We start from the raw sequence: 13,862 nt of genomic DNA, 5'->3' as shown, positions 1-13,862 counted from the left end.
CTTTCTGGAACTCGTATGCATGAATAGAGTTGGGCAGGTGCTTGTAAACACCTGCCCATACTTAGTGCTGTCACAATCCCAGCCAGCAGCCAAGCCAGCCCTGACAACCAGCTTCCTTTTGGACAAGGCATTGCTCCATTTTAAAGATTATGATTGGTGAATAGCCACACCGGGAACATATAATACCTGGCCTTCATGTACTTCATGGTCGATGCTCAGATGGTTTACTCTCAAAAGCTGCTGTACCGGCACATCATAGCGTTCCGAAATCGATTGAAGCGAATCTCCCTGCTGGACGATGCACACTCTTATTTTGGCAACCTCCGAAACCTCTTCCTTCCGCGCTAAAAATTCGGCAATGGAAATCCCTTTTTTCATGTTCGGCTTTTTCTTTTTCAGTAAAGGAGAAGATGAGCTTTCAGGAGATTCTTCCACTTCAGCAGGCATACTTTCTGGTACGGCCTTTTCTTCAGCCTCCAGCTCGACCTCCACTTCTGCTTCCTCTTGCTCAACCTCGACCTCCGCAACCGGCTCTTGCTCGCCTCTAAAATCACTGAAAGCATACTCTGGCTCGGGCTCCCTTTGGGCCTGCAGTTCCGGTTGTGATGCCTCTTCCGCTGCAGCTGTTTTCTTCGCTTCAGCCCTGAACGGTGCATACAATTCTTCTTCATAGGAATCTTCTTCTTGATGATTCAAGGTTTCATTCTGCTGAACGAAGGAATACGCCGGAGGATCCGGGAAATCCTGTTCAACTGCTTCTCCTGAATAATCATTGTCTGTCTCTGCGGCTGTTCCCGCCAACTCTGCTGTAGCTTCTTCCCGGTAACTGATTTCCAGTTCCCGGGCTTCTTCGTTAACACCGTCCTGTTCTGCTTCAAGCTGCTGATCCCCGTACAGACCGGTAATCGCCAGATCGGCATTCAGCTTCAGACGCTCCTTTTCCGGAAAAACATAGTCGAAAGCCTCTACCTGGATATCGATGTCATAGATGCTTTCAATCCGGTTTTTCGGAATGGTGATATCCACCGGAAACCGGTGAAGGAATTCATAAACTCCTTCATCCCTCTCCATGACAGAATGGACGTACTTTAGAGTCGATAGCTGATCCTCCCCATCTTCCTCATGCTGCTGTTCATAGCAAGTATATTCCCCTGTCAATTCCAGAGATCCGCGAATGGATACATATTGCTCATTTTCCTGGATCGTTATATTGGGATCGAGTGAAATCGAGACAAGCTCCGCGACTTCCTGTCCTCTTTGAAACCACACTGACTCCTCTAGTGAAAATCGCAGGCACGATTGATTCCCCTGAGACAAAGCGACTCCTCCTTTCATTCCTTAAACGTAAAATCACTATGTCATTAACACTTTATGAGTCTGTATTTGCTTTTATGATAATTTAGAACATAAAAATGAGATGTAGTGGCCGTAGCCACACTGCTATCTCGAAAGAATATGGTCCAATTTATAACGCAGAATGCTATATTCCTAAAAAGTAATGATATATTCCTTAAAACCGATAATTTATTCCTTAAAAAATAAATATATTCCTTAGAAACCGATTATATTCCTTAAAAATAAAATATATTCCTAACCCCTCAATTTTACTGCAAAATGAAAAAGACACCCTTCAATTGAAAGGTGTCTAATGAGCTTATTTATTCTGCAGCTTGGCAAATGCTTTTTCGGCTGCTTCGATTGTTTTTTGCAGGTCTTCGTCTGTGTGTGCTGTTGACAGGAACAGGCCTTCAAATTGTGATGGCGGCAGGAATACTCCTTCGTTTGCCATTTCACGGTAGTAGGCCGCGAAGAATTCCAGATTCGATGTCCTGGCAATTTCGTAGTTGATGACATTTTCGTTGGTGAAGAAAATGCCGATCATCGAGCCTGCGCGATTTATGGTATGCGGAATTCCGTATTTTTCTGCCGCTGCTTTTAGTCCTGTTTCAAGAATATCGGCTTTGCGCTCAAATTCCTTGTAAGATTCTGGAGTCAACTGCTTTAAAGTCTCGAGTCCGGCTGTCATGGCCAGCGGGTTACCAGATAGTGTACCCGCCTGGTAAATCGGTCCGCTCGGGGCGATTTGCTCCATGATTTCCCGCTTTCCGCCGTAAGCTCCTACTGGAAGCCCTCCGCCGATTACCTTTCCAAGGCAGGTCAGGTCAGGCGTTACATTGAAGTATCCCTGAGCACAGTTATAGCCTACACGGAAGCCTGTCATGACCTCATCAAAGATCAATACTGTTCCGTACTGGCTAGTGATTTCGCGCAAGCCTTCAAGGAAGCCTCCCACTGGCGGCACGACACCCATATTTCCCGCTACTGGTTCTACGATGACGCCGGCGATGTCATCTCCGTACTGTTCGAATGCGTAACGAACGCTCTCAAGATCGTTATAAGGCACTGTAATCGTGTTTTTAGCAACACCCTCAGGAACACCTGGGCTGTCAGGCAAACCAAGTGTAGCAACCCCTGAGCCAGCTTTGATGAGCAGCGAGTCGCCATGGCCGTGGTAGCATCCTTCAAATTTCAGGATTTTGTTACGGCCTGTATATCCACGCGCAAGGCGCAATGCACTCATCGTTGCCTCAGTTCCCGATGATACCATCCGGACCATTTCGATCGATGGCACACGGTCAATGACAAGCTGTGCAAGCTCATTCTCGACAACAGTTGGTGCACCGAAGCTTGTACCAAGCTCAGCTACCTTCTTGATTCCTTCCACGACCCTATCATTTGTGTGGCCAAGGATCAGTGGTCCCCATGATAATACATAGTCAATATATTCATTGCCGTCAATATCATAGATTTTTGAACCCTTGCCTTTTTCCATGAAAATTGGATCCATATCGACAGATTTAAACGCGCGGACCGGGCTGTTCACCCCGCCTGGCAAAAGTTCCTTTGCTTCTTTGAAAGCTTCAATCGATTTATTATATGAGCGCATAATATCCCTCATTTCTTTTGATTGTGCCTCTTTTTTTACAGCATCAGCTAATCTGATGTCCTGCAGCAAGAAGCTTGATTACTGTTCTTTCAGCCAGCGCGCTGCATCCTTCGCATGGTAAGTAATGATCAGGTCAGACCCGGCACGCTTCATTCCTGTCAGCATTTCCATGACGATGCTCTTCTCATCAATCCAGCCGTTTTGTGCTGCTGCTTTGACCATGGAATATTCCCCGCTGACATTATAGATGACAACTGGAAGGTTGAAGTTGTTTTTCACGTCACGGACGATATCAAGGTATGGCATGCCCGGCTTCACGATCAGGAAGTCAGCGCCTTCCACTACATCGGATTCAGCTTCGCGCATTGCTTCGATGCGATTTGCTGGATCCATCTGGTAGGATTTGCGGTCACCAAACTGCGGTGTGCTTTCTGCTGCTTCGCGGAATGGACCATAGAATGCAGAAGAATATTTTACTGCATAGGACATGATGGGCACATCCTGGAATCCTGCCTCATCAAGAGCAAAGCGAATCGCGGCAACGAATCCGTCCATCATGTTTGATGGTGCGATGATATCTGCTCCGGCCTTCGCCTGGCTGACAGCTGTCTTTCCAAGCAGCTCCAAAGATGGATCGTTCAAAACCTTGCCATCCTCGATGACGCCGCAGTGGCCATGGCTTGTGTATTCACAAAGGCATGTATCCGCAATGACAATCATCTCAGGAAAATCTTTTTTGATGACCCGGATTGCTTCCTGCAAAATACCGTGGTCATGATACGCCTGACAGCCTACTTCATCTTTTTCGTCAGGAACGCCGAAAAGCAGCACTGACTTAATGCCCAAAGAATCCACTTCAGTCATTTCTTCTTTTAAATTATCAAGAGATAATTGATAGACTCCCGGCATTGAAGATACTTCGTTTTTCACATTCTCTCCTTCAACGACGAAAAGCGGGTAGATCAGGTCTTCAGTTCGAAGATAGTTTTCACGTACTAGTGCGCGCATATTCGCTGACTGGCGAAGACGGCGATGGCGGCTGAATTCAAGGTGTTTCATCATTTACCCTCCAATTTGTATATACTCGGCAACGCTTTTCAGCATCTCTTCTACAGTGTATTTCTCAGGCATAGCATGGACCGTCAATCCCCATTGCTCTGCTTTCCTTTTAGACACAGGGCCGATGCAGGCAATGAGGCAACGTTCCAGCTTGCCTCTTAAATTATGTTCTTCTACGATTCCCATAAAATGATTAATGGTAGAAGGGCTTGTAAATGTAAGTATATCAAGTCTTTCATCACTTAGCATCTGAACGAGCTTGTCCCGGCTTTCTCCTGGAAGATAGGTTTCATAGATAATGAGTTCTTCGACAATGGCTCCCTTTTCTTTCAAGGACTTAGAGATATAGTCCCTGGCAAGGTTCCCTTTTGGGATGAGGATTTTGTCGCCAGCTTTCACATAAGGCAAAAACTCTTCCACGAATCCTTCTGCGACATACTCTTCAGGCGTAAACTCCACCTGTTCTCCCCTTTCTTCAAGGGAAGCTTTCGTTTGGTCACCAATTACCGCTATTTTAGGAAGGGACGGCCTATTTTTTTCAAAAAAGGAAAAAAAGGTTTCAACCGTTACATTGCTGGTGAAGATGATCCAATCATAATTATGTAATCCTGCAAGTGCATGAACCAATTTTTCCGAAGCTGCAACCGGCTGAAAGGCAATAAGAGGGATTTCCACAGGAATCCCTCCATTTCTAGCAACCAATTCGGAGAAAGGCTTAGAATGTGCCTTTCCCCTTGGAATCATTACTGTTCTATTTTGCAGCGAAAAAGGTGCTATCATTCACTATCAAGCTCCTGTTTTACCTTGTCGATCAGCTCTTTCGCACCCTGGCTGATCAATTTTTCTGCAGCAAGTTCTCCAAGCTCCTCTGGATTCGTTCCAGTTACCTGCTCTTTGAAGATTGTCTTTCCATCAGGAGATCCAACTAGGGCTGTCAGGACGATTTCTTCCTTGTCATTGATGTGCGCATATCCTGCAATCGGAACCTGGCAGCCGCCCTCCATCTTGTGAAGGAATGACCTTTCTGCTCTCACTGTCGCATTTGTTTCTGCGGAAGTGAATTTTTCAAGAAGCTCAAGAAGTTCTGTATCATCGCCGCGGCACTCAATCGAAAGCGCTCCCTGGCCGACTGCCGGCACACAGATTTCCGGATCGATGAATTCAGTGACGACATCACTTGCCCATCCCATCCGTTTTAATCCAGCAGCTGCGAGGATGATGCCATCATAGTCATCTGTTTCCAGCTTTGAAATTCTTGTGTCGATATTTCCGCGAATCCATTTCATTTCAAGATCAGGACGCTGAGCTAAAAGCTGGGCACTCCTGCGAAGGCTGCTTGTTCCGATGACCGAACCTGGTTTTAATTCTTTGAAAGGAACATGGCCGTTTGAAATCAAGACATCACGGTGATCCTCTCTCTCGGGGATAGAACCGATGACAAGTCCTTCTGGCAATACTGCAGGCATGTCTTTCATGCTATGTACAGCCATATCAATCTCTTTATCAAGCATGGCCTGCTCGATCTCTTTTACGAAAAGCCCTTTTCCTCCGACTTTAGAAAGAGTGACATCAAGGATTTTATCTCCTTTGGTCACGATTTCCTTCACTTCAAATTCAAAAGGAGCACCCAAATTTTTCAACTGCTGTATTACCCAGTTTGTTTGTGTCAATGCCAGCTTACTCCGTCTGGAGCCAACGATAATTTTTCTCATGACAGCCTCCTATTTATTGATACCAAAAATGGAAAGATGATAATTTCCCAGAAAGAAAGAAGTTAATCAGTACGATCAGGAAAGACGCAATATTTAATAGTGCCAGCGCTTTCCCATACATCTCCTTGCCAACCCTCAAATACAGGTAGATGCTATAAACTGCAAGGACGATGAAGGAGCCTAATAGCTTGGCATCATACCAGGCAAGATCAGGAACCTTGATCCATGCCCATTGCAGCCCAAGGATCAGGCTAAGGAGCAGCATCGGCACCCCAATGACGTTCAATATGTAAGACCAGTAGTCAAGCCGTGATAAATCAGATATCCTCCATAACAGCTTACCCCACTTTTTCCTCTTTAAAAGGTCATATTGGATGAGATATAACAGCGAAAAGACGAATGAGATCGAAAAAGCCCCATAAGACAGGATCGCCATCGTGATATGGATGAGCAGAAGCTCTGATACCAACTGTTCAGACATGACATTGGAGTCGTATTGCACCGGTGCGAAGGTATGGATCGCCATGATGATGAACCCCAGGATATTCGTAAAAAAAACAATAAAATCCACTTTCAGCAGTTTATTGATTGCCAGCGACAGTGTGACCAGCACCCATGCATAAAAGTAGAGCCCCTCAAAAAGGGTCAGTACCGGGAATCGGCCTGTGTCGACCATGTAAAACACCAGGAAAACCGTCTGGAATACCCATACAAATGCAAGTAACCAGAAGGCAACTTTATTCGCCCTCCGGTTACGGTTAAGAAAATCGATGAAATATAAGAGCACGCTGGCCGCATAAATCACAATGGTTATTTCATGGAGACGCGTTATATAAAGATCACCCATGGGCAACACCTCTCTTATGGCTGAAAAGAAGCCTGAGGCGAAGGAACTTTTACCTGCTTAGTCTCAGCCGTTTTCATTCCTTCTTGTTCTGCGACGAGCTGTTCAATATTAAAAATCTTGACGAAAAGGTCCAGCGCATCTTCCGCATCCGGCCCTGCCGCTAGCTCCTTAGCCTGCAGGATTGGGTCTTTCAGAAGCTGGTTGATGATACTCTTCGTATGCTTGTTAAGCACCTTTTTATCCCGTTCAGATAGGTGCGGCAATTTCCGTTCAATGCTATTCATTGTCTCTTCCTGGATTGAGAGGGCTTTAACTCTTAATGCGGAAATGACCGGTACAACACCAAGAGTGTTCAGCCATTGCTTGAATTGGACAATTTCCCCTTCAATCATGATCAGGATCTTCTCGGCTGCTTTCTGGCGTTCCTGAAGGTTCGCTTCGACAATTCCTTCAAGGTCATCTATATCATATAGGAAGACATTTTCCAATGTTGCGATTTCCGGATCCAGGTCACGCGGAACAGCAATATCCACCATGAATAACGGCTTCCCTTTCCGCTTTTGCTCCACCATCGCCACCATTTCCTTTGTGACAACAAAATCCTTGGCTCCTGTGGAACTGATCAGGATATCCGCATCCGCCAGCGCAGTCTGGAGTTCATCCAAGCTTTTGGCAACCCCAGAAAAACGGTTTGCCAGGTCTTCCGCTTTCTGGTAAGTACGGTTGATGACCGTCACTTTCCTCGCTCCATTTGCATGAAGGTTTTGGATGGCAAGTTCACCCATTTTGCCGGCACCGAGAATCAGCACATGCTTCTCGTCAAGAGTTCCGAAAATCTTTTTGGCTAATTCAACAGCCGCATAGCTGACCGACACAGCGTTCGCACCAATATCCGTTTCGGAATGGCCGCGCTTTGCGAGCGTGACAGCCTGTTTGAACAACTGGTTGAAAACAGTTCCAGTCGTGTTTCCTTCGAGTCCAAGCATGAAGCTTGAACGTACCTGTCCAAGGATCTGGGTCTCACCTAGTACCATTGAGTTCAGGCCGCATGATACCTTGAATAAGTGTTCAATTGCTCCATCTTGTTCGTAGATGAACAGGAATGGCGTGAATTCTGCCTGAGGGATCCCGAACCATTCAGATAAAAACTCTTTGATATAATATCTGCCAGTGTGAAGCTGATCCACGACGGCGTATATTTCTGTACGGTTGCATGTTGATACGATAACATTTTCAAGGATGCTTTTCTTTTGCTGGAGTGCGCTCATTGCTTCTCCAAGATTCGCTTCATTGAATGTCAACCTTTCGCGGATTTCGACAGGGGCAGTTTTATAGTTAAGACCGACAACGATAATATGCATTATGAATTGACACCCCCACAGAGAAATTGCATAATTGGCTAAGGCAATTATACATGAGTTTTTCCACTTTTAACGTTGTAAATGTGAACAACTCTTGAAATTACATTTATATAATGGCATTGATTAAATTGAACTATTTTTTCCTGTATGTTTGTTATACTTTTATACTATCTACTAAGCAAATAAACATACTCCCTAATGTACCTTATCAAAGTTTGTCCTTTAATTCAAGTGAGCCTTATTGGAAGTGGTGGAAGAATGAAAAATCAGAAAATCATACCCGGAATAATCCTCATAGGTTTTGGGGTCTATTTCTATCTCCAGCAGGAAAATATTTCACTGTTCAACGAGTTTTATACGTGGCAGACACTGTTGATCATCGTCGGAGCCGCCTTTTTAGTCCAGGGATATTGGGGCAGGGATTATGAATCGATTTTCCCAGGCGTGATCCTGGTTGGCTTTGGTGTTCATTTTCACGTGGTCAATAAGTTCGAGCTGTGGCCCGATCATCTTGGAGCCTTTATCTTGATCATCGCCCTTGGGTTCTTGCTGCGTTATCAGAAAACCGGCAATGGGTTGTTCCATGGAGTCCTCTTTCTCATTTTAGCAGGTTTGCTGCTGTTTTATGACAGAGTCACTGCATGGCTCGGTTTATTGGAAAATGGGGTTGCGACGGCATGGAAATTCTGGCCTGCGGCATTAATAGTGATTGGACTGTACTTGTTATTCATTAAGAAAAAATAAGAAAACCCGCACTGTGGTCCATCACGGTGCGGGTTTTTCTTTTTGTTCAGATTCACTTTATCTCATGAAGCTTCCCATGACTGACCATGCTTTGTCTTTCCCTTCACCTGTTTCAGACGAGAAAAGAATGATTGAATCCTCCGGGTCTAAATCAAGTGTTTCTTTCGTGATCTTCAAGTGCTTTTGCCACTTGGACTTTGGGATTTTATCGGCTTTGGTCGCAATGATAATGACAGGGATTTGATAATGCTTTAGGAAATCATACATCATGACATCGTCCTTTGAAGGCGGATGCCTGAGGTCTACGATTAGCAGCACAGCCTTAAGCTGCTCACGCGATGTGATGTAGGTTTCGATCATCTTCCCCCATGCTTCACGTTCAGATTTAGATACTTTCGCGTACCCATACCCTGGAACATCAACAAAATGCAGCATTTCATTGATCAAATAAAAATTCAAGGTCTGGGTCTTGCCCGGCTTCGAGGAAGTCCTGGCAAGAGCCTTTCTGTTCAGCATTTTATTGATAAAAGAAGATTTACCAACATTAGAGCGTCCTGCAAGAGCGAACTCCGGAAGATTACCTTCCGGATACTGGTTCGGCCTTACAGCACTGATTACGATTTCTGCACTGTTTACCTTCATTGATAATCACCGCTGGCAAGAGCGTGCTTCAATACTTCATCTACATGTGAAACTAACACAAATTCAAGCTCCTTACGTACACTTTCAGGAATATCATCAATATCTTTTTCATTATCTTTTGGACAAATAACTTTTGTAAGACCCGCCCTGTGTGCGCTCAAAGATTTTTCCTTGAGGCCGCCAATCGGCAGAACCCGTCCTCTTAATGTTATTTCTCCTGTCATTCCTACTTCCCTGCGGATCGGCTTTCCTGATAAAGCCGAAACGAGTGCAGTAGCAATCGTAATCCCCGCAGAAGGTCCATCTTTAGGGACTGCTCCTTCAGGGACGTGGATGTGAATATCATTTTTCTCATGGAAATCCGGATCGATGTCCAGATCCTTCGCTTTAGAACGGACATAGCTGAATGCTGCCTGCGCAGATTCCTTCATGACATCCCCAAGCTTTCCTGTCAGCACTAGTTTTCCTTTGCCCGGAGATAAAGAAACCTCGATCTGCAGCGTATCTCCGCCGACCGTTGTATAGGCGAGGCCGGTTGCCACGCCAACCTGATCTTCCAATTCTGCCTGACCATACCTGAACTTTGATTTCCCAAGGAATTCCTCTATATTCTTCTCGCTCACAATTACACGTTTTTTCGTGCCGGAAACTACAATTTTAGCTGTTTTCCTGCAGATTGAAGCGAGCTGTCTTTCAAGAGAGCGGACACCGGATTCACGGGTATAATAACGAATCACTTTTGTGATCGCTTCATCTTTTATTTGAAGCTGGGATTTTGACAGTCCATGGTCTTTGATCTGTCTAGGCAGCAAATGGTCTTTGGCAATATGCAGCTTTTCCAGCTCGGTATAGCCAGCAATATTGATGATCTCCATCCTGTCGAGCAATGGCCCTGGAACGGTGGAGAGGTTATTGGCTGTAGCAATGAACATGACCTTTGAAAGATCATACGTCTCTTCAATATAGTGGTCGCTGAAGTTATGGTTCTGCTCCGGATCCAGCACCTCTAGCATCGCTGAAGATGGATCACCGCGGAAATCGCTGGACATTTTATCGATTTCATCCAGAAGAAAAACAGGGTTGATGGTTCCTGCTTTTTTCATGCCCTGGATGATCCGTCCCGGCATCGCACCTACATAGGTCCTTCTATGGCCGCGGATTTCAGACTCATCACGCACTCCGCCCAGCGAGATGCGGACAAAATTCCTATTCAGGGATTTGGCAATCGACTTCGCCAAACTCGTTTTTCCTACCCCTGGAGGTCCAGCGAGGCAAAGGATCGGCCCTTTCAAGGAATTCGTCAATTTTTGGACAGCCAAATATTCAAGGACTCTTTCTTTTACTTTTTCAAGTCCGTAATGGTCCTGATCAAGGATTTTCTCAGCCTTGCTGATATCAAGGTCGTCTTCTGTGGATTTAGACCACGGCAAAGCAACCAGCCATTCAATGTAATTCCGGATCACTGCGCTTTCAGCAGAGGTTGTTGGAACCTTTTCATAACGGTCGAGCTCCTTCAACGCTGTTTCCTTCACATGATCAGGCATTCCGGCAAGCTCGATTTTTTCGGTAAGTTCGGATATTTCACCCGTTTTCCCTTCCTTATCACCAAGCTCCTTCTGGATGGCTTTCATTTGCTCACGAAGGTAATATTCCTTCTGGGTCCGCTCCATTGAACGTTTTACGCGCTGGCCGATTTTTTTCTCAAGGCCAAGCACTTCTTTTTCATTGTGGATGATTTCGATGACTCGGTTCATCCGGTCCTTTATGTCGATCGTCTCAAGGATTTCCTGCTTTTCCTTCAACTTCAGCGGAAGATGCGAAGCAATGATATCCGCCATCCTTCCAGGCTCCTCTATATCTGAAACGGATGCATACGTTTCCGCAGAAATCTTCTTGGACATTTTTATGTATTGTTCGAAATACTCAAGCATCGTTCTCATCAATGCTTCATCTTCGACATCCTTGCTGTCATCGTCTTCAAACGTTCTGACTTTACAGGAGAAGTGATCATTTTCGTCGAAAAGCTCAATAATTTCAGCTCTGGATAAACCCTCAACCAGTACGCGGATTGTTCCGTTAGGCAGCTTCAGCATTTGTTTGACGCGGGTTAGCGTGCCCATCTGGTAAAGGTCCTCCTCTCCCGGCTCATCTATGGATATATCTTTTTGGGTAGTTAGATAGATCAAATGGTCATCCACCATCGCCTTCTCCAGTGCCTGTACCGATTTTTCCCGCCCTACATCCAAATGCAGGACCATCGTCGGATACACAAGCAGACCGCGCAACGGCAGGAGTGGGACTGTGTACTCGTTCTTGTTCGCCATGACATTGCACCTCCAACATGCATTGTATCAAACCATAATACTTTGTTGTTCAATTCTATCGTATTTGTTTTCAAGTGTCTAATATCTAGAGCGGATTGCCCTGTTTTAGTTCTAATGATTAGTATCCTGATATTCCTGTTAAAATATGTCCGAATCATGATTGACTTTATGGTTCAAATTGAAGTTTCTTTCACTATAAATACTGGTACAAAACCTTTTCCTTTTTAAGGCAAAAATAAACACATTTAGCTGCTAGACTTAAATGATGAGACAAAAGCTCCATAAAAAAAGAACGCAGACACGCGTTCTTTTTCATTATCCAATTAGCTAGTCTCTTTTTGGGCTAGATCACTCGCAGCCTTGATGATCTGCTCTCGCGGATGATCTTTTAAAAGAGCGATTTCAAAAACCTCATCCAGATGGGTAACAGGAATGATTTCAATTCCCGTGATCTCATTCAGGATGGTCTGGACATTTTCCTTTGGAATGATGACCTTCGTGGCGCCTGCTTTTTTCGCTGCCTTCACTTTTGGATAGACACCGCCAATCGGCTTCACATTTCCATGGATGCTGATTTCTCCAGTCATCGCAACGGTATTGTCCATTGGGATTTTATAGATGGCTGAATAAATTCCAGTCGCCATGGCAATTCCGGCAGATGGCCCATCAATCGGTGTACCGCCAGGGAAGTTCACATGGATGTCAAACTCATCTGCCGGTACGCCCATCGACCTCAGGACAGTTATGACATTTTCAATCGAACCCCGCGCCATACTTTTTCTGCGGATTGATTTTCCCTGTCCGCCGATGCTTTCTTCATCTACGATGCCGGTGATATTTATGGACCCTTTTTCCTTCGCCTTGATGACCGTTACCTCGATTTCAAGAAGAGCGCCGGTGTTTGGTCCATATACAGCCAGGCCATTTACCAGACCAACCGCTGACTTTTCATTAATTTTTCTTTCCATCCTCGGTGTCAGCTGGCTTGAATGGACGACCCATTCAATTTCCTCTTCCTTGATGTATGTCCGGTCATCTGTTATGGCAAGCCCTGCGGCGATTTGCACCATATTGACTGCTTCACGGCCATTCCGTGCATAGTTTGACAAAATCTCAATCGCTTTTTCACTCATCGACAGCTGTACTTTTTCAGCTGCATTCCTCGCTACTTCAGAAATTTCCTCTTGAGTTAGCTCACGGAAAAATACTTCCATGCATCTTGACCTAATTGCCGGAGGGATTTCGCTTGGAGTTCTCGTCGTCGCGCCTACAAGGCGGAAGTCTGCCGGGAGCCCATTTTTGAAGATGTCGTGGATATGACTCGGGATTTGCGTGTTTTCTTCATTATAATACGCACTCTCTAAAAATACCTTCCTGTCTTCCAGTACTTTTAAAAGCTTGTTCATCTGGATTGGATGCAGTTCACCGATCTCATCGATGAATAAAACTCCACCGTGTGCATTGGTGACCGCCCCTTGCTTAGGCTGAGGGATACCGGCCTGTCCCATTGCTCCAGCTCCTTGATAGATCGGGTCATGCACCGAACCGATTAAAGGATCTGCAATCCCTCTTTCATCGAACCTGGCAGTAGTAGCATCCAGTTCAACGAATACCGATGATTTTTTGAAGGGGGATTTTTGGTTTTGCTTAGCCTCTTCCAAAACCAGTCTCGCTGCCGCTGTTTTCCCTACTCCAGGAGGTCCGTAAATGATGACATGCTGCGGATTAGGACCACACAAGGCTGCTTTCAAAGCCTTGATTCCATCTTCCTGTCCGACAATATCATTGAAGCTTGAAGGCCTGACCTTTTCAGCAAGCGGCTCACTCAGTGACACCGACCTCATCTTTCTTAACTGTTCCATTTCCTTTCGGGATTCCCGATCAATTGATACCTTTTGCGTCCTCTGATTCCTTAATAGATTCCAGAAATACAGCCCGATGATGATACCGAAAAACAGCTGTATAAATAAGGCGATTCCGGTCCAACTCAATATACATTCCCTCCCGTAAGTTGATACTATTCGCTTTCACCTAGTATCCCCCTGAGCGTGTTGGAATAAACAATATTTTCAAGTGAATTTTTCCGCCTGAAGTGACCGGGTTTTATAGCGGATTGTAGACATTTTGCCGGGAGGGTTTGAGGTAGTTCGGACAGCTTTTCCTCTTCCACCACCCAAGCTGTCCGAAGGTGGCCCGAGTTCGGACATCTTTTCCTCTTTCACCGCT

At 45.3% G+C, this 13,862-nt stretch carries 12 protein-coding genes; 2 read left to right on the top strand and 10 right to left on the bottom strand.

The window, feature by feature from the left end:
- Nucleotides 1–19: 19 nt before the first annotated feature.
- Complete coding sequence (locus FS736_RS24320; RefSeq protein ID WP_186326766.1) at nt 20–160, top strand: hypothetical protein; 141 nt, start codon at nt 20–22, stop codon at nt 158–160.
- On the opposite strand, the gene spoVID is transcribed toward FS736_RS24320, so the two are convergent.
- The 7 genes from spoVID to hemA form a co-directional block, all read right to left on the bottom strand.
- Nucleotides 148–1,317 carry a stage VI sporulation protein D gene (gene spoVID / locus FS736_RS12410; RefSeq protein ID WP_144477677.1) on the bottom strand — a complete coding sequence of 390 codons (1,170 nt, stop codon included), beginning with the start codon at nt 1,315–1,317 and terminating at the stop codon, nt 148–150. The genes FS736_RS24320 and spoVID overlap by 13 nt on opposite strands.
- Nucleotides 1,318–1,654: 337 nt before the next feature.
- Nucleotides 1,655–2,947: a glutamate-1-semialdehyde 2,1-aminomutase gene (gene hemL, locus FS736_RS12405; protein WP_144477675.1), complete on the bottom strand. Its 1,293-nt coding sequence runs from the start codon at nt 2,945–2,947 to the stop codon at nt 1,655–1,657.
- A 78-nt stretch (nt 2,948–3,025) separates the two neighbouring features.
- A complete protein-coding gene (gene hemB, locus FS736_RS12400) occupies nt 3,026–4,006 on the bottom strand; it encodes a porphobilinogen synthase (protein ID WP_144477807.1) in 981 nt (326 codons plus the stop codon).
- A gap of 3 nt (nt 4,007–4,009) precedes the next feature.
- Nucleotides 4,010–4,750, bottom strand: a complete 741-nt coding sequence (locus FS736_RS12395) for a uroporphyrinogen-III synthase (RefSeq protein WP_313959721.1) — start codon at nt 4,748–4,750, stop codon at nt 4,010–4,012.
- Nucleotides 4,751–4,782: 32 nt separating this feature from the next.
- On the bottom strand, nt 4,783–5,718 hold the full coding sequence (gene hemC, locus FS736_RS12390) for a hydroxymethylbilane synthase (RefSeq protein WP_144477671.1): 936 nt from the start codon (nt 5,716–5,718) through the stop codon (nt 4,783–4,785).
- A 13-nt stretch (nt 5,719–5,731) separates the two neighbouring features.
- Nucleotides 5,732–6,565, bottom strand: a complete 834-nt coding sequence (locus FS736_RS12385; RefSeq protein ID WP_144477669.1) for a cytochrome C assembly family protein — start codon at nt 6,563–6,565, stop codon at nt 5,732–5,734.
- A gap of 14 nt (nt 6,566–6,579) precedes the next feature.
- Nucleotides 6,580–7,926 (bottom strand): glutamyl-tRNA reductase, encoded by a 1,347-nt coding sequence (gene hemA / locus FS736_RS12380; protein WP_144477667.1) that lies wholly within the window; start codon nt 7,924–7,926, stop codon nt 6,580–6,582.
- 258 nt (nt 7,927–8,184) lie between these two features.
- On the opposite strand from hemA, the gene FS736_RS12375 reads away from it, so the two are divergent.
- Nucleotides 8,185–8,670, top strand: a complete 486-nt coding sequence (locus FS736_RS12375) for a LiaI-LiaF-like domain-containing protein (protein ID WP_144477665.1) — start codon at nt 8,185–8,187, stop codon at nt 8,668–8,670.
- Between the two features lie 57 nt (nt 8,671–8,727).
- On the opposite strand, the gene yihA is transcribed toward FS736_RS12375, so the two are convergent.
- From yihA to lonB, 3 genes are all read right to left on the bottom strand, one after another.
- The gene (gene yihA / locus FS736_RS12370; protein ID WP_144477663.1) at nt 8,728–9,312 is read right to left on the bottom strand and encodes a ribosome biogenesis GTP-binding protein YihA/YsxC; all 585 of its coding nucleotides are present in this window, start codon (nt 9,310–9,312) and stop codon (nt 8,728–8,730) included.
- A complete protein-coding gene (gene lon / locus FS736_RS12365) occupies nt 9,309–11,636 on the bottom strand; it encodes an endopeptidase La (RefSeq protein ID WP_144477661.1) in 2,328 nt (775 codons plus the stop codon). The genes yihA and lon overlap by 4 nt, the downstream gene beginning before the upstream one ends.
- A gap of 323 nt (nt 11,637–11,959) precedes the next feature.
- Entirely contained in the window at nt 11,960–13,627 is a 1,668-nt protein-coding gene (lonB, locus tag FS736_RS12360) for an ATP-dependent protease LonB (RefSeq protein WP_144477659.1), read from the bottom strand.
- Between the last annotated feature and the right edge of the window lie 235 nt (nt 13,628–13,862).

Source organism: Cytobacillus oceanisediminis 2691, assembly GCF_007678455.1.
GTDB lineage: Bacteria > Bacillota > Bacilli > Bacillales > Cytobacillaceae > Mesobacillus > Mesobacillus oceanisediminis_A.
This window is presented reverse-complemented; position numbering and strand designations above follow the sequence as displayed.

Coding starts and splice junctions, on each gene's coding strand:
- FS736_RS24320 (WP_186326766.1), top strand. CDS start 20: ATGAATAGAGTTGGGCAGGTGCTTGTAAACACCTGCCCATACTTAGTG.
- hemL (WP_144477675.1), bottom strand. CDS start 2,947: ATGCGCTCATATAATAAATCGATTGAAGCTTTCAAAGAAGCAAAGGAA.
- hemB (WP_144477807.1), bottom strand. CDS start 4,006: ATGAAACACCTTGAATTCAGCCGCCATCGCCGTCTTCGCCAGTCAGCG.
- FS736_RS12395 (WP_313959721.1), bottom strand. CDS start 4,750: ATGATTCCAAGGGGAAAGGCACATTCTAAGCCTTTCTCCGAATTGGTT.
- hemC (WP_144477671.1), bottom strand. CDS start 5,718: ATGAGAAAAATTATCGTTGGCTCCAGACGGAGTAAGCTGGCATTGACA.
- FS736_RS12385 (WP_144477669.1), bottom strand. CDS start 6,565: ATGGGTGATCTTTATATAACGCGTCTCCATGAAATAACCATTGTGATT.
- hemA (WP_144477667.1), bottom strand. CDS start 7,926: ATGCATATTATCGTTGTCGGTCTTAACTATAAAACTGCCCCTGTCGAA.
- FS736_RS12375 (WP_144477665.1), top strand. CDS start 8,185: ATGAAAAATCAGAAAATCATACCCGGAATAATCCTCATAGGTTTTGGG.
- yihA (WP_144477663.1), bottom strand. CDS start 9,312: ATGAAGGTAAACAGTGCAGAAATCGTAATCAGTGCTGTAAGGCCGAAC.
- lon (WP_144477661.1), bottom strand. CDS start 11,636: ATGGCGAACAAGAACGAGTACACAGTCCCACTCCTGCCGTTGCGCGGT.